Origin of the sequence: Streptomyces cyaneus, assembly GCF_004028635.1 — a bacterium.
Lineage (GTDB): Bacteria > Actinomycetota > Actinomycetes > Streptomycetales > Streptomycetaceae > Streptomyces > Streptomyces cyaneus.
Genome location: NZ_RQJW01000023.1, coordinates 32,355 through 51,994, shown reverse-complemented (window position 1 = coordinate 51,994; position 19,640 = coordinate 32,355). Strand labels below are relative to the sequence as shown.

General features: G+C 70.0%; 17 protein-coding genes and 1 pseudogene. 10 read left to right on the top strand and 8 right to left on the bottom strand.

What is annotated here, in order from left to right; translation table 11 throughout:
* Nucleotides 1-175 precede the first annotated feature (175 nt).
* Together mmpA and EHO50_RS41755 are read right to left on the bottom strand one after the other, a co-directional pair.
* Complete coding sequence (gene mmpA, locus EHO50_RS41760; protein WP_164905106.1) at nucleotides 176-322, bottom strand: morphogenic membrane protein MmpA; 147 nt, start codon at nucleotides 320-322, stop codon at nucleotides 176-178.
* Nucleotides 323-848: 526 nt separating this feature from the next.
* Nucleotides 849-1,532, bottom strand: a pseudogene (locus tag EHO50_RS41755) (endonuclease V); the annotation flags it as partial.
* Between the two features lie 62 nt (nucleotides 1,533-1,594).
* Here EHO50_RS41755 and EHO50_RS41750 point away from each other — a divergent pair.
* The gene (locus EHO50_RS41750; RefSeq protein ID WP_128437094.1) at nucleotides 1,595-1,891 is read left to right on the top strand and encodes a YciI family protein; all 297 of its coding nucleotides are present in this window, start codon (nucleotides 1,595-1,597) and stop codon (nucleotides 1,889-1,891) included.
* Between the two features lie 3 nt (nucleotides 1,892-1,894).
* On the opposite strand, the gene EHO50_RS41745 is transcribed toward EHO50_RS41750, so the two are convergent.
* A complete protein-coding gene (locus EHO50_RS41745) occupies nucleotides 1,895-2,221 on the bottom strand; it encodes a plasmid stabilization protein (protein ID WP_128437093.1) in 327 nt (108 codons plus the stop codon).
* 49 nt (nucleotides 2,222-2,270) lie between these two features.
* On the bottom strand, nucleotides 2,271-3,374 hold the full coding sequence (locus tag EHO50_RS41740; RefSeq protein WP_128437092.1) for a WD40/YVTN/BNR-like repeat-containing protein: 1,104 nt from the start codon (nucleotides 3,372-3,374) through the stop codon (nucleotides 2,271-2,273).
* 223 nt (nucleotides 3,375-3,597) lie between these two features.
* Between EHO50_RS41740 and ssgD the strand changes: the two genes are divergently transcribed.
* The 5 genes from ssgD to EHO50_RS45750 all read left to right on the top strand — a co-directional run bounded on the left by ssgD (nucleotide 3,598) and on the right by EHO50_RS45750 (nucleotide 8,989).
* The gene (gene ssgD / locus EHO50_RS41735; RefSeq protein WP_128437091.1) at nucleotides 3,598-4,014 is read left to right on the top strand and encodes a spore wall synthesis regulator SsgD; all 417 of its coding nucleotides are present in this window, start codon (nucleotides 3,598-3,600) and stop codon (nucleotides 4,012-4,014) included.
* A 364-nt stretch (nucleotides 4,015-4,378) separates the two neighbouring features.
* Nucleotides 4,379-6,004 carry an ABC-F family ATP-binding cassette domain-containing protein gene (locus EHO50_RS41730; protein ID WP_128437090.1) on the top strand — a complete coding sequence of 542 codons (1,626 nt, stop codon included), beginning with the start codon at nucleotides 4,379-4,381 and terminating at the stop codon, nucleotides 6,002-6,004.
* A 314-nt stretch (nucleotides 6,005-6,318) separates the two neighbouring features.
* Complete coding sequence (gene ddaH, locus EHO50_RS41725; protein ID WP_128437089.1) at nucleotides 6,319-7,095, top strand: dimethylargininase; 777 nt, start codon at nucleotides 6,319-6,321, stop codon at nucleotides 7,093-7,095.
* Nucleotides 7,096-7,312: 217 nt separating this feature from the next.
* Nucleotides 7,313-8,290: an acyl-ACP desaturase gene (locus EHO50_RS41720; RefSeq protein WP_128437088.1), complete on the top strand. Its 978-nt coding sequence runs from the start codon at nucleotides 7,313-7,315 to the stop codon at nucleotides 8,288-8,290.
* Nucleotides 8,291-8,863: 573 nt separating this feature from the next.
* The gene (locus tag EHO50_RS45750; protein WP_281288319.1) at nucleotides 8,864-8,989 is read left to right on the top strand and encodes a hypothetical protein; all 126 of its coding nucleotides are present in this window, start codon (nucleotides 8,864-8,866) and stop codon (nucleotides 8,987-8,989) included.
* A 192-nt stretch (nucleotides 8,990-9,181) separates the two neighbouring features.
* On the opposite strand, the gene EHO50_RS41710 is transcribed toward EHO50_RS45750, so the two are convergent.
* A complete protein-coding gene (locus EHO50_RS41710) occupies nucleotides 9,182-9,436 on the bottom strand; it encodes a WhiB family transcriptional regulator (RefSeq protein WP_181449797.1) in 255 nt (84 codons plus the stop codon).
* Between the two features lie 295 nt (nucleotides 9,437-9,731).
* Between EHO50_RS41710 and EHO50_RS41705 the strand changes: the two genes are divergently transcribed.
* Nucleotides 9,732-10,523 (top strand): VOC family protein, encoded by a 792-nt coding sequence (locus EHO50_RS41705; protein WP_128437148.1) that lies wholly within the window; start codon nucleotides 9,732-9,734, stop codon nucleotides 10,521-10,523.
* 99 nt (nucleotides 10,524-10,622) lie between these two features.
* Here the strand turns inward: EHO50_RS41705 and EHO50_RS41700 are convergent, their stop codons facing one another.
* The 3 genes from EHO50_RS41700 to EHO50_RS41690 form a co-directional block, all read right to left on the bottom strand.
* On the bottom strand, nucleotides 10,623-11,660 hold the full coding sequence (locus EHO50_RS41700; protein WP_128437086.1) for a LacI family DNA-binding transcriptional regulator: 1,038 nt from the start codon (nucleotides 11,658-11,660) through the stop codon (nucleotides 10,623-10,625).
* 101 nt (nucleotides 11,661-11,761) lie between these two features.
* Nucleotides 11,762-12,700: an ornithine cyclodeaminase family protein gene (locus EHO50_RS41695; RefSeq protein ID WP_128437085.1), complete on the bottom strand. Its 939-nt coding sequence runs from the start codon at nucleotides 12,698-12,700 to the stop codon at nucleotides 11,762-11,764.
* Nucleotides 12,701-12,714: 14 nt separating this feature from the next.
* Nucleotides 12,715-13,722, bottom strand: coding sequence for a multicopper oxidase domain-containing protein (locus EHO50_RS41690; RefSeq protein ID WP_128437084.1), 1,008 nt, complete (start codon nucleotides 13,720-13,722; stop codon nucleotides 12,715-12,717).
* 178 nt (nucleotides 13,723-13,900) lie between these two features.
* Between EHO50_RS41690 and EHO50_RS41685 the strand changes: the two genes are divergently transcribed.
* From EHO50_RS41685 to EHO50_RS41675, 3 genes are all read left to right on the top strand, one after another.
* Entirely contained in the window at nucleotides 13,901-16,378 is a 2,478-nt protein-coding gene (locus tag EHO50_RS41685; protein WP_181449796.1) for a ThuA domain-containing protein, read from the top strand.
* A gap of 14 nt (nucleotides 16,379-16,392) precedes the next feature.
* Nucleotides 16,393-18,588 carry an OmpL47-type beta-barrel domain-containing protein gene (locus EHO50_RS41680; protein ID WP_128437146.1) on the top strand — a complete coding sequence of 732 codons (2,196 nt, stop codon included), beginning with the start codon at nucleotides 16,393-16,395 and terminating at the stop codon, nucleotides 18,586-18,588.
* Between the two features lie 136 nt (nucleotides 18,589-18,724).
* Nucleotides 18,725-19,639, top strand: coding sequence for a chlororespiratory reduction 6 domain-containing protein (locus EHO50_RS41675; protein WP_128437083.1), 915 nt, complete (start codon nucleotides 18,725-18,727; stop codon nucleotides 19,637-19,639).
* Nucleotide 19,640 lies beyond the last annotated feature (1 nt).

The window sequence follows — 19,640 nt, the reverse complement described above, 5'->3', positions numbered from 1 at the left end:
TGCGGCGGCCGTTCCACCTGACGGTGGAACGGCCCTGCCCCTGAGCGGTCTGGCGAAGTCCGGTGCGGTACCGCTCCCCGCAAGGAGCGCGGGGCTGTATCGATATGCGGCTCCGCCGCAGGGCACGACCAACCCTCACCGGAGCAGGTCTGTCACCGTTCTTCCAGCGGAACCCTTAGAGCGGCCACCCCGCGATGGTGTAGATCATCCCGACGATCCAGCCCAGCCCGGCCAGCGTGGCAAGGACCAGCGCGGCCGTCACAGCACGCTCGACGGGGCGGTCGGGGTCGGCGAGAGGCTTCGGGGAGCGGTGCGTCGTCATGAGGGCTAGCCTGCCGATCAGCGCAGGGGGCGACATCCGTACGGGTACTCAGACGACGTACTCAGTCGGCCCCGTCGGTCGTCGGCCAGTCCCCCAACGCTTCCGCGATCCGTTCCCGCACGGCCGGATCGGGCGCGGACGTGGCGATCCGGACGGCGAGGGGGCCGATCTGCCAGCCCGCGTGATGGTCGTAGAAGGGAGGGGGCCCTGCCTCGTTGTGGGCGACTTTGCCGACCAGCTCCGCGAGGCGAACCAGCAGCCGCTGCTGGTCCGTCGGATGCTCCCAGGCATCGAGTCCTCGCCCGCGGACCAGCCCGAACACCTCGCTGCCCCGGCTCCACCGATCGCGGTCGCCCGCCAGTTCCACCGCGGCGTCGATCTCCGGGGTCCGGCCCAGGCCCGCCGCCGCTGCCGCGAGCACCCGCCCCGCCCACGCCACGGGCAGGGGCTGGCGCTCGAACAGGGACCGCCCCCACGTCCGGGTGGGGTCCGCCGCCGCCCGAGCGGCGAGTTCCGGCCTCGGAGCCGTCGCCTCCTTCAGTGCCTGGCGGCACAACGAGTCCGCGCGGCGTGTCGTCTCCGGGAGTCGGTACTCGGGGGTCAGGGCGAGGGTGTGGGCGCAGGCGTTGTCGAGGCTCATGCGGTGGCCGACCGAGACGAAGACCGGTTTGACGGCGTCGCGGGTGCGCAGGGCGCGGCCGACCTCCTCGTCGCCCGCCATGAGCGGCGCGGACGATCCGCGTGCCGGGGCGGGTTCGTCGTGGGTGAAGGTGAAGGGGTTCTTGGCCACGCCGATCGTCGGCAGGCCGGTGAGGACGCCGAGGTGGCTGGCGAGGCCGAAGCGGCGGGGGTGGGCGAGGCCGTAGCCGTCGCAGACGACCGTGCCGGGCTCGCGGGGCAGGGCGTCGAGGGCGGCCAGCACCGTGGGGATCTCGCGGAAGGCGAGGAGGCCGGGGACGTACGGGAAGGAGATCCGGCCGACTGCCGTGGCCTCGGCGACGACGTCGAGGGTCGCCGCGTCCAGGACGACCGCCGCCGCGACGACCACGTCCCGCTCGTCGTCGTAGGCCACGTCGACCCCGGTCACGTGGCCGACTCCGGGCGGCGGACCCGGTTCGTCGAGCACCACCCGCGCCCGCAGTTCGTCCTGGACGGCGCGGGCCTCTTCCTCGGTCGCGGGCCAGCCCGCGGGAATGCGTACGGTCGTCATGGTGGGGACGAGCGTACGGGGCCCGGGGCGGCCGCGACGGGCTCGGGGGTACGCTCGTGATCATGTTCGTACTCGAGCTGACCTACACCGCCCCGCTCGATGCCGTCGACGCCGTGCTGGAGGCCCATGTGGCGTGGCTCGACGAGCAGTACGAGAAGGGGACGTTCCTCGCGTCCGGGCGCAAGAACCCCCGCGACGGCGGGGTGATCCTCGCCGTCGCGGAGGACCGGGCGCGGATCGAGGAGCTCGTCGCGACGGACCCGTTCGTCGGCGCCGGCGTCTGCGCGTACCGCGTCACCGAGTTCGCCGCCACGAAGACGGCGCCGGAGCTGGAGCGCTACCGCGAGACGCCCGGCTGAGCCTCACTTGTTGCCCAGCGCCTGCTTGAGCTGGGTCTTGTTCATGTCCGAACGCCCGTGGATGTTGCGCTTTTTGGCTTCCTCGTACAACTGGTCGTAAGTGGGGCCCTGGGAGCCCTTACCGGACCGCTGGCCGCCCCGCTTGCCCGAGGACATGTCCTGGGTGGACGTGCGGCTGGCGGTCTTCGACTCACCGGAGCGGGCGCGCTCCTTGTTCACCGTCCGCGATGCGATCTCCTTGGCTCGCTCGGTGCTCTCGCCCCGGTCCTGGGCGCTCTTCTTGATGTGCTCGTACTGGCGTTCCCGCTTGGGGCTCGAACCGCGTGGCATGTCCGGTCACTCCTCTCGCAGTCGGCGCCCGAGTACCCACATTCCGGCGTCAGCTCTCCAGCCGCGCGACCCGGCCCTTCTCGCCCGCCGCCCAGCAGCCCAGATCCGGCGTGCAGTCCACGGTGTCGTACGAGCCGGTGTCGACGGCCCGCCAGGTGCGGCCGCCGTCCGTCGTCAGGTCGGTGCCGGTGGGGCCGACCGCGAGGGCGGCGGTACGGCTGTGCGGGAGCCAGGCGACGCCGGAACGGTAGGCGGGCGGGGGCGTGGCGGCGGGCGACCAGCTGTGGCCGCCGTCGGCGGTGCGTGCGGCGGCCTGCGGGGAGGCCTGGTCGGGGCGGTAGTCGCCGCCGACCGCAAGGCCGTGCGTACGGTCGCGGAAGGCGAGCGCGAAGACGCCGCGGGCCGGGTCGCCCGCCGGGATCGACGTGTCGGCGGCCGTCCAGGTCAGCCCCCGGTCGGCGGAGTGCAGCACACGCGCGCGTGCGGCCCCGCCGGTGGCCAGCCAGACGTCCTTCGGCCCGGAACTGACCAGACACTGTCCACTGGCGGCGAACCCGGCCTCGCCGTCCAGCGCGGCGGGCATTCCCTCGCCGGGCAGCACCTTCCACGAGCGGCCGCCGTCACTGGTCGACAGGATGCGGAACCTTCCGTCCACCGGGTCGCTCATCGCCAGGCCGTGGCGGCGGTCGAAGAAGGTCATGCAGTCGTAGAAGGCCCGCGCGTCGGTGTTGCGGAAGGACTCGGTCCATGTCGCGCCGCCGTCCTCCGTGCGGTACACGCGCGACGCCTCGCCCTCTCCGATGGCCAGCACCACGGCGCGCCGCCCGTCGAACGCCTCGATGTCCCGGAACTGCAGCTCGGCGGCGCCGGGCGGCGAGCCGTTCCGCCAGGTCGCGCCGCCGTCGGTGGTGCGCAGGACGGTGCCCTGGGTTCCGGCCAGCCAGGCGGTGTTCCGGCTGACCGCGGACAGCCCACGGAAGCGCACCTCGGCAGTGCCGCTGTCCTTGAGCTCCCAGTGCGGCGCCCGGCGCTCCGGCTCGTGCGCCTGCGCAGGTACGGCCGTCAGCGCGGCCAGCGCCGCCCCGCACGCCACCCCCGCGGCCACTGTCCGAAATGTACGCCCCGACCGTCGCGTGCTCCCCGAACGCCTCATGGCGGGGGAAGCTAGCCCACCACCCCGGTGTCGTCCAGATGGCCCCGCCGGCCACATGTGACTTTCCCGGCACGGGAGGACGAACGAGCCACTCCCATGCATGACGGCGGTGACAGAGGTCACTCGAATCTGGGATGCACGGATTGGCTGATTCCGTCGTCTCTACCAGTGCCCGGTCTCGTCCGCCCGGAAGTTCGTCCAGCTGTCACAAGGGAGCATGGCGTTGTCCACCGTAATCGAGCAGCCCGTTGAGGCCCGTCTCGTCGCCGCCGCACCGCGGATGCCGAGCATTCCCGCGACCCTTCACTACGACCGGCGCGACCCGTTCGCCGTCCGCATGACGTTCCCGGCCCCGGCCACCCTGGAGGGCGTGGAGGTCTGCTGGACCTTCAGCCGCGAGCTGCTCGTGGCCGGCCTGGAGGGGCCCGAGGGGCACGGCGACGTCCGGGTGCGGCCGTACGGCTTCGAGCGTACGGTGCTGGAGTTCCATGCGCCCGAGGGCACGGCCGTCGTGCACATCCGCACGGGCGACGTGCAGCGCTTCCTGCGGTCCACCAGCGAGCTGGTGCCTCTCGGTCTGGAGCACCTCCAGCTCGACCTGGACCGTGACCTGGCGGAACTGATGCGGGACGCTTGCTGAGGCGGGATTCTCGCCCCGCCGCTCCCACCCGTCCCGCCCCGTCCCGTCCCGTCCTTGGAGGGGGCTCGGGGTAGTCCAGCCGAACCTGCGCTCATTTAATTCCGTTGACAGCCCCGGGCCCCCCTCCTAACGTCTACAACGGTCCTGTTGCCGTCGATTGGAGAAGGACGTTGCTCGTCTGAGGTCCTGAGACACCGCGTCACACCTGAGGTGTGTGTGCGCTGCGTGCGACCTCGGCGTTCGAGCCGTCCTCCGGAGCAGGGCTTTTCTCATGGCCCAGAGGCCCCATGAGGCCTCCCCGTTGGTCGCCGGTGTCTCGATACGCGTTTGCCCTTGATCGCTTCGAGCATCCGCGGAGGCCCGTATGTCTACTTCCATCACCTGTACGTCCCTCTCCTTCACCTGGCCCGACGGCACTCCCGTCTTCGAGGGCCTCGACGTCGCGTTCGGCCCCGGCCGGACCGGGCTGGTCGGCGTCAACGGGTCAGGGAAATCAACCCTGTTGAAGCTCATCGCCGGTGAACTCGCCCCGGCCGACGGCGCCGTGCGCGTCGCGGGCGAGGTCGGCTACCTCCCGCAGAACGTCACGCTCGACACCGCCCTCAAGGTCGACGAGGCCCTCGGTATCGCGGCCCAGCGAGCCGCACTGCACGCCATCGAGGCGGGCGACGCGGCCGAGGAGCACTTCGAGACCGTCGGCGACGACTGGGACGTGGAGGAGCGGGCCCTGGCCACCCTCGGCGAACTGGGGCTCGGCCACGTCGAGTTGGACCGGACGATCGGCGAAGTGTCGGGCGGCGAGTCGGTGCTGTTGCGCCTGGCCGCACTGCTGCTGCGCCGACCTGACGTCCTGCTGCTCGACGAGCCCACCAACAACCTCGACCTGTACGCACGCAGGCGGCTCTACGCAGCCGTCGCCGCCTGGCCGGGGGTGATGGTGGTGGTCAGCCACGACCGCGAACTCCTGGACCTCGTCGACCAGATCGCCGATCTGCGCTCGGGGGAGATCACCTGGTACGGCGGAAACTACTCCGCGTACGAGGAGGCACTCGCCACCGAGCAGGAGGCCGCCGAGCGCATGGTGCGCGTCGCCGAGGCCGATCTGAAGAAGCAGAAGCGCGAACTGGTCGACGCCCAGGTCAAGTTGGCCCGACGCAAGCGGTACGGGCAGAAGATGTGGGACCAGAAGCGCGAGCCGAAGATCGTCATGGGTGCGCGCAAGCGGGCGGCACAGGAGTCCGCCGGCAAGCACCGCATCATGCACGAGGAGAAGCTCGCCGAGGCCAAGGAACGGCTCGACGAAGCGGTGGACGCCGTACGGGACGACGACGAGATCCGCGTCGACCTGCCGTACACGGCCGTACCACCGGGCCGGAACGTCCTCACGCTCATGGACCTGGAGCTGGCCTACGGTGCGCGCGTGAGCGGCGGCTTCGATCTGCGCGGACCGGAGCGGATCGCGCTGATCGGGCGCAACGGCGCGGGCAAGACGACGCTCCTGCGGACGATCGCCGGGGAGCTGCCGCCGGTGTCGGGTGAGGTGACGGCACACGTCCCGCTCCGCTTCCTGCCGCAGCGGCTCGACGTGCTCGACGGCGAGCTCTCGGTCGCCGAGAACGTGGCCCGGTTCGCGCCGGACGCCACCAACAACCGGATCCGGGCGCGGCTGGCCCGCTTCCTGTTCCGGGGCGCCCGCGCCGACCAGAAGGCGGCGACCCTGTCCGGCGGTGAGCGCTTCCGGGCGGCGCTGGCCGCGCTGCTGCTGGCCGAGCCCGCGCCGCAGCTGCTGATGCTGGACGAGCCGACGAACAACCTGGACATGGCGAGCGTACGGCAGCTCACCACGGCCCTGGAGTCGTACGAGGGGGCGCTGCTCGTGGCCAGCCACGACCTGCCGTTCCTGGAGTCGATCGGCATCACACGTTGGCTGATGATGGAGGACGGAGAACTCAGGGAAATCACGCCAGAAGCTGTCGGGTATCCCGCCTAGCTTCGGTCGGTGTGCAGCACCGGCTGCCGACACCCGGCGCCGGCTGCGCGCCCTGCGGGACTGTCCGCGCTCTCCGGCGGTGAACGACTGGGGTCCCCCAGGCCCTTCAGGCACTGGGGGAGTCTCAAGGATGATCTTCGAGGGCTCTCCGCGACAGCTCCTCGAATCCCCCGCCTCCTTCACCGCGGAGCATCTCAGGAGGGCCACAGCCTGCCCCCGAGGGTTTTGTACGGGCGGGTAGGCCCTGCATGATGGCGGGTCGGTGCCCCTTCATCATGGGCGCCGCAACCCGCCACCGATCCGGAGATCCCGCCGTGCCCAGCAAGAAGGCCCTCGTCCGCCGCCCGAGCCCGCGCCTCGCCGAAGGGCTGGTGACGCACATCGAGCGGGAGAAGGTCGACGTCGATCTCGCGGTCGAGCAGTGGGAGGCGTACACGGAGGCCCTGCGCACGCACGGCTGGGAGACGATCGAGGTCGATCCGGCCGACGACTGCCCCGACTCGGTGTTCGTCGAGGACACGGTCGTCATGTACCGGAACGTCGCGCTGATCACCCGGCCCGGCGCCGAGTCCCGGCGCGAGGAGACCATCGGCGTCGAGGAGGCCGTGGCCTCGCTCGGCTGCTCCGTGAACTGGATCTGGGAGCCGGGCACGCTGGACGGCGGCGACGTGCTGAAGGTCGGCGACACGATCTACGTCGGCCGTGGGGGCCGCACCAACGCGGCCGGCGTCCAGCAGCTGCGGGCCGCCTTCGAGCCGCTGGGGGCGCGGGTCGTCGCCGTACCGGTGAGCAAGGTGTTGCACCTGAAGTCGGCGATCACCGCACTGCCCGACGGTACGATCCTCGGGCGCATCCCGCAGCTGGACGTCCCCTCCCTCTTCCCCCGCTTCCTGCCGGTGCCGGAGGAGTCCGGGGCGCATGTGGTGCTGCTCGGGGGCGACAAGCTGCTCATGGCCGCGAGCGCGCCGAAGACGGCGGAGCTGCTCGCCGACCTCGGCCACGAGCCCGTTCAGGTCGACATCAGCGAGTTCGAGAAGCTCGAAGGATGTGTGACATGCCTCTCGGTGCGGATGCGGGATCTGTACGCCTGACCGCCTGAGCGGATCGCGCCTTCAGCCCCGGGACCTGCGGGTCCCGGGGCTTTGCGCATACCCGTGAAATCCCGGCCGCACGGCGGCTGATCAGCACTCTTTACGTCGCCCTTAACCTACGGCTTCGTAACCTACGGGTTCGTAGCCTACGATCCCGTAAGTTCCGGCAACCGCTCGCCGGTCAGTTTCCTGTGCTGTGCGTCCCCCTGGAGTTCCCGTGACGATCACTTCCCCTCACCTCGGCAGCCCGTCCTCCGCCTGGACCGACGCCCGACTGCTGTACGCGTTGGAGGAAGTGGTCGAGACCGAACTCAACCGGCATCTGAAGGTCGCCAAGGACTGGATGCCGCACGAGTACGTGCCATGGACGGACGGCCGCAACTTCCCGGGCCTCTTCGAGGACGGGGAGGCCTGGGACAAGGAGCAGTCCAAGGTCACCGAGATCGGCCGCATCGCGCTCGTGGTGAACCTCCTGACCGAGGACAACCTGCCCAGCTACCACCACGAGATCGCCTCGCTCTTCGGCCGTGACGGCGCCTGGGGTACGTGGGTGCACCGCTGGACCGCCGAGGAGGGGCGGCACGGCATCGTGATGCGCGACTACCTGCTCACCTCGCGCGCGGTGGACCCGGACAAGCTGGAGCAGTTCCGCATGTCCCACATGAGCGAGGGCTTCGAGTCGGACAACCGGCACTCGATGCTGCACTCGGTCGCCTACGTCGCCTTCCAGGAGCTCGCGACCCGCATCTCGCACCGCAACACCGGGCACCAGTCGGGCGACCCGATCTGCGACCGCATGCTGGCGCGCATCGCGACCGACGAGAACCTCCACATGGTCTTCTACCGGAACCTGCTGAAGGCCGCGTTCGAACTCGCCCCCGACCTGACGATGCAGGCGGTACGGGACGTGGTCGTCAACTTCCGCATGCCCGGCCACGGCATCCCCGGCTTCGAGCGCGCGGCAGCGCAGATGGCCATCGGCGAGGTCTACAACCTGCGCATCCACCACGACGACGTCCTCCAGCCCGTCCTCCGCCACCTGAAGGTCCTGGAGATCGACGGCCTCGGCCCCGAGGGCCAGAAGGCCCAGGAGGAACTGGGCCTCTACATGGGCGGCCTGGACGCGGAAGCCCTGAAGTTCGACGAGAAGCTGGCAGCCCGAAAGGCCCGGATGGCGGCTCGGGCTGGGGGCTGAGGGCCGGGAGCTGAAGGTCGGGGGCCGGGGGCCGAGGGCCGAAGGCCGGGAGCTGACGGCGGGGGCTGAAGGCCGGGAGCTGACGGCCGGGGGCTGAAGGCCAGGAGCTGACGGCCGGGGTGGCGCGCTGGCGCTACGTGCCGCGGCCACGGCCCGAGAGGCCGGGGTCGAGCACCGCCGGCACGTCCCCAGGCCGGGGCTACCGCCAGAACGCCGGGCCTACGGGCCCGCGCTGCAGGCCGAGGACCAAAGCTACGGGTCGAGGCCGAGGGCCGGGGGCTGAAGGCCAGGAGCTGAGGGCCGGGGTTGAGCACCGGCGCTACGTGCTGCGGCCACGGCCCAAGGGGCCGGGGTTGAGTACCGCCGGCACGTCCCCAGGCCGGGACTACAGGCCGAGGGCCTGGGCTACGCGACGAGGGCTGAAGGCCGAGGGCCGGAGCTACGGCCAGGGCGCCGGACCTACGGGCCCGCGCTACAGGCCGAGGCCAAGGCTACGGCTACAGGTCGGGATTGAGCGCCGAGGTACGTGCCGGGGCCGGAGTATCAGCCCGAGAGCCTGGACCACCGGTTGACGTGGGGCGCCTGGACTCGACGATGATCGGCACGGCGACCGTGCTTGCGGCACGCTTCACGCTCGGCACGATGTACGCCCACTTCGTCACCGGCGGCTTCCGGCACGAGGCGGCCTGGAATGCGTAAGGGCCTCCCCACCCTGCAGTTGCCGCACGCGTATCCGCTCGCCGGTGCCCCGGCGCGCAAGGACGCGCTGCTCGGCTGGACGAGCGCCGCGGGCTGCCTGACGGCGGCCGGAGCAGGCGGTCACGCTGGGCGCCGCAGGGGCAGAGATGCTGGTTGGGTGAGGCGCGGCAACGCCGACGCGGACGTGGCGGTTCAGCGTGACGTACGCCTGAGCGCCAGGCGTTCCTTCTCCGACAGGCCGCCCCAGACGCCGAAGCGTTCGTCGTTGTCGAGCGCGTACTCGAGGCAGGCGGAGCGGATCGGGCACAGGCCGCAGATCCGCTTCGCCTCCCGTACGGAGCTGCCCGGCTCGGGGAAGAAGAAGTCCGCCCCGGTCTGCGCGCACAACGCCTCCTGCTGCCAGTCCAGCTCGGGCGAGGTGACCGTCGTGATCGTGTCGATGTGCATGCGCAGGATCGTGCCGGTCGGCGAAAAACGTTCGATCAACGCGGGATCAACGCCGCGCCGCAGGGCCCCCGGCCGACTCGATGGTCTCCCTCCGCGCGCCGCGGTGCACGGCGGCGCGCGGAAACGGGTGAAAACCAGGAAGGCCCTTGCCGGTCACCTACGGTGACCACGGCCGTCGCCTCAGCCGGCGGCAGCGCTCCGGCAGCGATTGTCAGTGGGCGGTGCAAGACTCGGCAGAGCAGACAGCAGAACGGACAGCACAACAGGCAACGGGACCCTTCCGAGGAGGGCGATGATGCTCACCACTCGTTATGTCACCGGCGCGCCGAACTGGATCGATCTCGGCACACCCGACATCGAGGGCGCCAGTTCCTTCTACGGCGGCCTGTTCGGCTGGCGGTTCCAGCCGGGTGGGCCCGAGACCGGCGGGTACGGGCTCTTCCAACTGGACGGCAGGACGACGGCCGGCGGTATGCAGACCACCGAGGAGCAGGGTCCGCCGTCCTGGACGGTGTACTTCCAGACACCGGACGCGGACGCCACCGCGAAGGCGGCCGAGCAGGCGCACGGCTCGGTGCTGATCCAGCCCATGGACGTGATGGACCTGGGCCGCATGGCCATCCTCGCCGACAAGGCGGGCGTGTCCTTCGGCCTCTGGCAGCCCGGAAGCAACAAGGGCCTCGACGTCGTCCAGGAGCCCGGCTCGCTGTGCTGGTTGGAGCTGTACACCACGGACGTACCGGCCGCGGCAGGCTTCTACCACGCGACGCTGGGACTGGAGACCTTCGCTCTGGACTTCTACGGCGGCACGTACACGACGTTCGGCCCGGCCGGAGAAGGGGAGGACGCCATGTTCGGCGGGGTCGTCGACAAGGCCGACGACCCGGCGGAGGCGCAGGGACCGGCGTACTGGCTGCCGTACTTCGAGGTCACGGACACCGACGCCACGGTCGCCAAGGCGCAGGAGCTGGGCGGCACGGTCCGTATGCCGGCCACCGACCTGCCGGACGTCGGCCGTATCGCCAAGCTCACCGACCCGTACGGCGCACGCTTCGCGGTGATCAAGAGCGCGCCGCCGCAGAGCTGAGGGGGGGACCAATGCCTCGGCCGGCCGTACTGCGCACGGACGACCGGACTGCGCGGACGGCCGGATTACACGGACGACCCGACTACACGGACGACCGGACTACGCGGACGCGCGACGTACCAGCGTGGTAGGCAGCACCACACTGGACGGTGCGGCGCCGACGCCCTGCTCGACTGCGTGCCGGTCGAGGCCCCGGAGCAACAGCCGGGCCATCAACCGGCCCATCTCCTCTATGTCCTGACGGACCGTCGTGAGCGACGGCTCGGTCTGTTCCGCGACCGGCAGCATGTCGTCGAACCCGACCACCGCGACGTCCTCCGGCACCCGCCGCCCCGACTCACGCAGCACCCGCAGTGCCCCCGCCGCGGTGAGGTCGTTGGCGGCGAACACGGCGTCCAGGTCCGGGCAGCGTACGAGGAGTTCCCGCATCGCCCGCTCGCCGCCGGCCGGTGTGAAGTCGCCCTCGACGATGAGCCGCGGATCGGCGTCGACCATGACATCCCGGTAGCCGTCGAGCCGGTCCACCGCCGACGTCTGGTCGAGGGCGCCGGTGATGTGCGCGATGCGGCTGCGGCCGAGGCCGACGAGGTGGCGTACAGCGTCGCGGGCGCCGCCACGGTTGTCGCTGTCGACGTACACCACGCCACGCCGGTCGCCGCTCCAGTCGGGGCGTCCGCCGAACACGGTGGGGACTCCGGCGTGCTGGATCAGTCCGGGCAGCGGGTCGTCGAGGTGCAGTGAGAAGACGAGCGCTCCGTCGACATGCCCGCCGGCGAGATAGCGGCCGACCCGGGCGTGGTCGTCGCGACCCTCTGTGAGGAGCAGTACCAGCTGGTTGTCGTGTGCCGTCAACTCCTTGCTGATCCCACGGAGTTGCAGCGCGAAGAAGGGGTCGGCGAAGACGCGGGTCTCCGGTTCGGCGACGACGACGGCGATGGCGTCGTGCCGCCGGGTGACCAGGCTGCGAGCGGCCTGGTTGGGCACGTACCCGAGCTCCTCCACCGCCTTGCGGACCCGCTCCACGAGGGGCTCGCGCACCCCGTCCCCGCCGTTGACCACCCGGGACACGGTGGCCCGCGAGACCCCGGCCCGTGCGGCCACGGCCTCCAGGGTGGGGCGCTGGGCGGTGTCGGTCACTTCGGGGCTCCTCGTGGGTGGCTGCGGATCAGGATAGCCGTGGCGGGAGCCGGAGGTGAGAGCGCTCTCGGATCACCGAAACCGCTGCTGGAACTCACGCCTCACGCCAGCAGATCCACCCGCCGCCCCACACCCTGCCGCTCCGCCGCCCGATACGCCACCCAGCTCAGCGCCAGGTCCTGCCAGGGCAGCCCGACCGGCGCGTAGACGGTACGGCCCTCGACGCTCACGCGCCCCGGATGCGCGCCCCGCAGCACCTCCCCCAGGGTGGCCTGCGCAGCCGCCACCGGAAGGCCGGGCGCCGCCAACGCCCCCATGTTCGCGGCGAGTTCACGGTCGTCCACGACGAGCAGCGCGGCTCGAAGGAGATCGGCGGCCAGCTCCTGCTTGCCGGGCTCGTCGGCGCCCAGGCTCGTGAAGTGCTGGCCGTCCCGCGTGTCCGACAGCCGCAGCAGCGGCGCCCGCGACCAGGTCGCCAGCAGTACGGTGTCGGCGGTCGCCGCGACCTCTCTCGCCGAGCCGACCACCCGGCCGCCTCCGTGCCGTGCGGCGAACGCGGCGGCCCGGTCCGCGTCAGTGTCATGGACGACGAGTGCGCGCCGCGGCCGCAGCACGGCCAGCCCGCGCACCATCAACTCGGCCTGGGCGCCGGCACCGATCACGCCGAGGACTTCTCCCGAGCCGGCCAGCACGTGCGTACCCAACGCCGCCGACAGCCCCGTACGCCACGCCGTCACCGTGGCCGAGTCCAGCAGCGCCAGCAACTCCCCGTCCCGCCCGCTGTGCAGGCAGACCACCCCGCGCAACGCGGGCCGCGCGCCGGGGAACTTGGCGTTGACCTTCACGGTGTACGCCTCGATGCCCGGCAGCAGGCCGGGGATCAGCGCGGTGGCCGTGCCCGGGAACGGCAGATCGGTCCGCAGCCGCTGCCCTGCGACCCGTATGGCGTCCGCGTCCCGGAATCCCTCTCGCAGCGCGGTCAGGCAAGCCTGCGGCTGTAGTACGGACTCCAGGTCACCACGCGTCAGAACAAGCGTCACCCGCCCATGATGCGTCAGTGTTCGTGCTCGCCCGACTGATTTCCGTGCTCGTGCGGCTCGTACCCGGGAATCGTCCCGTCCGCCTTCTTCACCAGGAACAACCCCACCATCCCCATGTCGGAGTGGCTCTGCACATGGCAGTGGTACATCCACGCCCCCGCCCCGACCCCCTCCCCCGCGATCACCTGGAACCCGAACGAGTCAGCCGGGCCGACGATCTTGTTGTCGATGACCTGGCTGGGGTCGTCGGGCCCGGTGAGCATGCCCGTGCGGTTGTCCGCCCAGCGGTGACCGTGCATGTGGAAGGTGTGGTAGTACTCGCCGTGCGTGATCATCACGAACTCGACGCGATCGCCCACCGTCGCCTCGAAGTCGGGACCGCTGTGCGCCGGCTTGTTGTTGATCAGCATGTCGTTGAAGACGATGGTGTGGGTCGCGTCCGGGAGGATGTCGCCCTTGCGCCGGACGATCACCGGCCCGTAGAGGCCCTTGCGGATGCCGCCCGTGCCGTGCTCGGTGCCGACGACGTGGTCGTGGTAGTGCCAGTAACCGGCGCTGCCCGCCCGCCAGGTGCCGTCCTTGCGGCGGCCGGGGGCGTGGGTGCGCCAGGTGTAGGTGCGGGTGCCGCCGGGCTCGACGTCGCTCTTGTTCAACTTCGTGCCGTCGCTGGTGATTTCGTAGTCGAGGCCGTGGACGTGCAGGCTCACCGGCACGTCCATCGTGTTCTCGAACTCGACGTGCAGAGTGTCGCCCTCGTTGAGCTCGATCAGCGGGCCGGGGATCGTGGCCTTACCCTTCTCCAGGCCGTAGCCCATCTGTCCGTCGGCGAGCTTCTCGGCGTACAGCTTGATGTGCCGGACCTCGCCGCCGGCCGGGGCCGTCCTCGGGGGTGTTTCGGCGCTCACGGCCTCGGGCACCGACGCCAGGGACAACGATGTCGCGACGGTCGCACCGCCCAGCAACACGCGTCTGTTGAAGGCACGCCGGTCGAAGCCGCGTCTGCCGAAGCTGCCCTCGTTCATGCCGAACTCCCTACGGCGGTACGGAAATTACGGGGATGAACCGGTGAGACGGTACCGGCCACTCCGCCGTTTATCCACATGCAGGACAAAGTTGGTCCCAGTACGGCCATAGGTATTGGCGAGTCGTTCAAAGGGGTCTAGCTTCCTTGTCGCTGTTGCTGTGACCGTGGAGGTGCCCATGCACTTACGAGGGTTGAGCACGAGAAGACAGACCTGGGTGGCCACTGTGACCACCGGGATCGTCGCCGCCGGGCTGATGTCGGCTCCGGCGGCCGACGCGCGCCCGGTTCCGGAACCACCCCTGACAACGATGTCCGTCAAGTCGCCGCCGGGCGGCGCGAATGTTCGGGTGCTCATCTTCTACGGGTCCGCGGCCGCCGGCGACGAGTCGCCTCTGGTGAACGCCGGCATCGAGGCGATCGAGAAGATCGGCCTGTCGGGTCCGACCGACCAGCGTTTCAAGGTCGAGGCCACGAACGACGCCTCGGTCTTCACCGATGAGACCGAGCTGGGCCGTTTCAACGCCATCGTGTTCCTGACCGGCGGCGGCGACGTCCTCGACCCCGAGCAGGAGGCGGGCCTGGAGGCCTATATGGAGGCGGGCGGCGGTTTCGTCGGCATCCATGACGCGGCCCGCGCCGAGCCGTACTCGGACTGGTTCACCGGCCTCGTCGGCGCCCGCCCGGCGGCCGGCGGCCCGACGAACGTACAGCGAGCCGTCGTCGAGGTCGGTGACCGGCAGCATCCGGCCACCAAGGAACTGCCGGTGCAGTGGAAACGGCCGGACAAGTGGCTGAACTGGGCGAAGAACCCGTCGGGTGCGGTGCACACCGTGGCCCGGGTACGGGAGTCGAGCTACCAGCCGGGCACGGGCGCCAACGGCTGGGACCATCCGGTGAGTTGGTGCCGTGACTACGACGGCGGCCGCTCCTTCTACACCGGCATGGGCGGCACGGTGTCGTCGTACGACGAGACCGACTTCCGTACGCATCTGCGCGGCGCCCTGCTGTGGACCACCCGGCTCGTGCGGGCCGACTGCAAGGCCACCATCACCGGCAACTACAAGGCCGAGCGCCTCACCCAGCCCAACCAGCCCGGCCAAAACGACCAGATCGGCGAGCCGCACGGCCTGGTCACGGCTCCCGACGGCCGCGTCCTGTACATCGGCCGGGGTGGCGCCGACTCCTCCCAGCCGGTGATCACCGACTGGAACAACCCGGACATCGGCAAGGGCAAGGGCGAGATCCACGTCTACGACCCGAAGACCAAGAAAGTCACCCTGGCCGGGGCGTTGACGGTCTTCGGCAACAAGGGCGGTGGCGACGAGCTGATCAAGGTCGAGGAGGGGCTCCTCGGCATCGAACTCGACCCGCGCTTCGAGGAGAACGGCTGGGTGTATCTGCACTACACCCCGCACTCCCAGATCAACCGCGACACCAGGATGGCCGAGCGGCGCGTCTCCCGCTTCACGCTCGACCTCGCCACCGACAAGCTGGACATGGGCAGTGAGAAAGTGCTGCTCAAGTGGCCGGTGCAGGTCCACAGTTGCTGCCATGCGGGCGGCGGGATGGCCTGGGACTCCAAGGGCAACCTGTACATCGCGACGGGCGACAACAACTCCAGCCGCTTCAGCGACGGTTACTCGGGCAACAACCCCGAGCCGAACTACAAGGGCGTGTCCTTCGCCGACGCGCGCCGCACCGCCGGCAACACCAACAACCTCAACGGCAAGATCCTGCGCATCCACCCGGAGCCCGACGGCACGTACACACTGCCGGAGGGCAACCTCTTCACGGGCCGGGAGACCGACGAGGGCGGCGGCAAGACGCGCGGCGAGATCTATGTGATGGGGGTCAGGAACCCCGCTCGGATCTTCGTCGACAAGAAGACGGACATCCTGTACGCGGGCTGGGTCGGCCCGGACGCCTCGGCGCCCTCCCCCACGTGGGGCCCGGCGAAGTACGACACGTTCGCCGTCATCACCAAAGCGAGCAACCGGGGTTGGCCGTACTGCATGGGCAACAAGCAGCCCTACCGGGACCGCAATCTGCCCGACCCGACCAAGCCACTGGGCTGGTACGACTGCGACCACCCGAAGAACGAGTCGCCGAACAACGACGGCCTCGTCAACCTCCCGCCGGTCACCGGCAACAACATCTGGTACTCGCCTCAGGGCGGCGCCCCGGACTTCCCGCGCGACGCCAACGGTGTCCCGTCGTACAAGCAGGAGGAGTCCACGTATCTGCTGCCGTGGCTCAAGGGCGGAGGCCAGGCGGCGATGAACGGGCCGTTCTACCGGTACGACGCGGCGAGCGCCGGCGAGACCAAGTGGCCGGCCTACTGGGACGGCAAGTGGTTCGTCGGCGACTTCTACGACGCCGACCAGCCGCGCAACGCGGTGATCACCGACCCGAAGACGCACGGTGACGGCGGTCTGCCGGTCCACTCGGAGTCGCTGAAGAAGATCGTGCCGATCGGCAACGACGGCATCAAGAACCTCATGGACTGGAAGTTCGGTCCGGACGGCGCGCTGTACGTACTCGACTACGGCCGCGGCTTCTTCACCTCGGACGTCAAGTCGGCGCTGTGGCGGGTCACTTACACGGGCGGCGGGCCCACTCCGGCCGCCGACCAGCTGGCGAGGGGGACGCAGTGACACGACAACGAAGAATGTGGGCGGCCCTGTTGGCCGCGCTGCTCGTGGTGCTCGGGCTGCAGGCGTTGCCCGCGACCGGACAACCACAGCCGCTGCCGCAGCCGCAAGCAGCCGCCGAACAGGTCCTGACCTGGACCGCCGGCGACGACATCACCAAGTACGCCTCGGCACCCACGACCGCCGTGGCAGGCACGGCGACGATCGTCTTCGAGAACAGCACGGCGACCGGCAACACCACCGGAATGCCGCACACGTTGACGTTCGACACCTCCGACCCCGAGTTCAACAACGACGTCCAGCTCAACATCCTTGCCAACCCGAACGACGACCAGGGCGGCCGCCACACCGCCGAGGTCACGCTCACTCCCGGCCGCTACCGCTACTACTGCACGATTCCCGGCCACGGCCAGATGCAGGGCATCCTCGTGGTGACCGAGGGCAGCGGCGAGGACACGACGGCACCCGAGGCGTCGGCCCACGTCAGCGGGACACAGAACTCGCAGGGGCAGTACGTCGGTTCGGCGAGCGTGGCGATCCACGCCACCGACGAGGCGGGCGGCTCCGGGGTCGACCACGCCGAATACGCGATCGGCGACGCGGGCGCCTGGCAGCCGTACACCACCCCGGTCGTCGTCGACCAGGTCGGCGACCACAAGATCCGTTACCGCGCCTTCGACAAAGCGGGGAACGTCTCGGCAGAGAAGAGTGTCGCGTTCACGGTCGCGGCGCCGCAGACCGACGATACGACCCCGCCGGAGACGTCGGCGACGGTCAGCGGGGAGCAGAACCCCGACGGCACGTACGTCGACATGGCGACCGTCACCGTCTCCGCCTCCGACACCGGTTCCGGCGTCAACACCATCGAGTACGCGATCGGCTCCGGCGCCTGGCAGCCGTACACCGCGCCCGTGATGGTGCACGAGGTCGGCAGCCATACGGTGCGCTACCGGGCCACCGACAAGGCGGGGAACGTCGCGGCCGAGAAGAGCGTGCAGTTCACGGTCGTGGCGGCGCCCCAGCCGGACACGACCGCGCCGGTCACCGGCGTGAGTGTCGAGGGCACGAAGAACTCGTCCGGGGCGTACATCGGCAACGCCAAGGTGACGGTCACCGCGACCGACGAGCACCACGGCTCGGGTGTCGACCGGATCGAGTACTCGCTCGACGGCGGGCCGTATCTCGCGTACGGCGCCCCGGTGGTCGTCGACCGCGCGGGCACGCACACCCTCGCGTACCGGGCGACGGACAAGGCCGGCAACACCTCCGCGGCCCGCACGGTGACCTTCACGGTGGTGGCCGGCCAGGTCCCGGCCCCCAACTGCCCCGAATTCGACGAGCGGTTGACGGTGATCGTCGGCACGGTGGACTCAGGCGTCCCCAACCGGCTCACCAACAACCGTTGCCGGATAAACGAGTTGATCGAGGACGAGAAGCAATGGACGTCCCACGCGCTGTTCCTCAAGCACGTGACGACGGTCCTCGACAAGCTGCTCAAGGAAGGGGTCGTCGACCAGCGCGAGTACGACGCCATCCGCAAGGCCGCCCGGCAGTCAGGCATCGGCAAGCCCGGACAGACCGAGGGCTACCGCACGATCCTCGACGGCAGCGCGGAGTCGTTCGCCAAGTGGCAGCAGGTGGGCGGCGGTTCGTTCGCACCGAACGGCGACGGCTCGATCACGAGTGGCACCAGCAAGCCCGGGCTGGGCATGCTGTGGTTCCCCGAGCGCAAGTACGGCGACTTCTCGCTCCGGCTCCAGTGGCGCGACGACGCCCCGGGCACCGGCAACGCCAACTCCGGTGTCTTCGTCCGCTTCCCGTGGATCCACGACCACCCCGAGGAGTCACGGCCCGAGTGGGTCGCCATCAAGTACGGGCACGAGGTGCAGGTGCTCGACCGTCCTGACGGCGACATGTACAAGACGGGCTCGATCTACGGCTTCGACCGCGTGGGCCTCGCCGGTGCCGGCGTCACCCAGAAGGGCACCTGGAACGACTACGAGATCCGCGTCGTCGACCAGCACTACTCGGTCTACCGCAACGGCGTGCTGATCAACGAGTTCGACAACATCGGCAGCCAGGACTTCACCCCGCCCCGCTCGGACGACCCGGGCACGGACGGACGACGGTTCGCCTCCGGCCACATCGGCCTCCAGGTGCACGGCACGACGGATGTGGTCTCGTACCGGGACATCCGGATCAAGGAGCTGTAACAACGGCTCCCGAACGCAGGCGGGTCGTCCCCTTCCGCGGGCTCACAATTCGCGCGGAAGGGGACCTCGTCCGGGGACGCTCCTCTACACTTCCGGCATCACGGCGGATTGAGCGCCACGGGGGACGGGGGCGTGCATGCCCGAATTGGACGACGACAACGGCACGACAGGGGACGAACCCACCTTCCAGCAGCGCGTTCTGGCCTTGGGCGTACCCCTCGGGGACGGCACCCAGCACATGAATCTCAACGCCCTCAAGGAACTCGTCGGGTCCGATCCCGAACAGACCGCGGCCACCTGCCGTCAGTGCGTACACCTCGCCAGGCAGCGTGCCGGCACCTGGCACGGACACGCCCAGCTGGCGCAGACACTCGCCGCACTGTACGAGGACGAGTTCGACGACGACACGCTGTCCGTATGGGTGGCGGACGAACTCGAGTCAGCGGGGCTCGTGGTCACGGAACCCGAAGTCGGCATCCTCGACGCCGAGTCGGACCGGTTGATCTCCGTCGACGAAGTGCCCGATGAGCGGCCGATGCTGATCACGGTGGAACGACAGATGCTCGACTCGGCCGACATCTATCCCTTCGTCGCCCTGTTCTCCCGCCACGAGGGCGAGCGGGGACCGGAACGGCTTCAGCAGCTCAGGGAGTTACGCGGCCGGGTGGCCATCTCCTTCGACATCCCGCCGGACGATCCGCGCGAGGTGTGGGAGGTTCCCGAGGTACGGGCCTATGTCTTCCTCCTCTCCGAACGACTGCCTTATCTGCCGTACTACTTCCTGCCGGAGCGTCTCGGGACGCTGTTCACCTGGCTGTCCTGTCTGGCGCCGGAAGACGCGTGGTCGGGAGGGGGTGTACGGCTCGACCACCCAGGCGTCATCCTCCAGGCCGCGAGGTTCCTGCACTGCACCCGACGTTTCGCGGAGTGGCTCCAGGATGATCCGGACGAGGCCGCACGACTGGTCTTCGGCGACTGGCCCGAAGGGTTCCTGGAGCATCTGAACGTCCTCGTCGAGGAACTCGGTGACAGGCTGGGCGATGGCTTCTGAC

What these genes read in the sequence shown, in the direction of transcription:
- mmpA (WP_164905106.1), bottom strand. Translation starts at nt 322, where the DNA reads ATGACGACGCACCGCTCCCCGAAGCCTCTCGCCGACCCCGACCGCCCC.
- EHO50_RS41750 (WP_128437094.1), top strand. Translation starts at nt 1,595, where the DNA reads ATGTTCGTACTCGAGCTGACCTACACCGCCCCGCTCGATGCCGTCGAC.
- EHO50_RS41745 (WP_128437093.1), bottom strand. Translation starts at nt 2,221, where the DNA reads ATGCCACGCGGTTCGAGCCCCAAGCGGGAACGCCAGTACGAGCACATC.
- EHO50_RS41740 (WP_128437092.1), bottom strand. Translation starts at nt 3,374, where the DNA reads ATGAGGCGTTCGGGGAGCACGCGACGGTCGGGGCGTACATTTCGGACA.
- EHO50_RS41730 (WP_128437090.1), top strand. Translation starts at nt 4,379, where the DNA reads ATGTCTACTTCCATCACCTGTACGTCCCTCTCCTTCACCTGGCCCGAC.
- EHO50_RS41710 (WP_181449797.1), bottom strand. Translation starts at nt 9,436, where the DNA reads ATGCACATCGACACGATCACGACGGTCACCTCGCCCGAGCTGGACTGG.
- EHO50_RS41705 (WP_128437148.1), top strand. Translation starts at nt 9,732, where the DNA reads ATGCTCACCACTCGTTATGTCACCGGCGCGCCGAACTGGATCGATCTC.
- EHO50_RS41690 (WP_128437084.1), bottom strand. Translation starts at nt 13,722, where the DNA reads ATGAACGAGGGCAGCTTCGGCAGACGCGGCTTCGACCGGCGTGCCTTC.
- EHO50_RS41685 (WP_181449796.1), top strand. Translation starts at nt 13,901, where the DNA reads ATGCACTTACGAGGGTTGAGCACGAGAAGACAGACCTGGGTGGCCACT.
- EHO50_RS41680 (WP_128437146.1), top strand. Translation starts at nt 16,393, where the DNA reads ATGTGGGCGGCCCTGTTGGCCGCGCTGCTCGTGGTGCTCGGGCTGCAG.
- EHO50_RS41675 (WP_128437083.1), top strand. Translation starts at nt 18,725, where the DNA reads ATGCCCGAATTGGACGACGACAACGGCACGACAGGGGACGAACCCACC.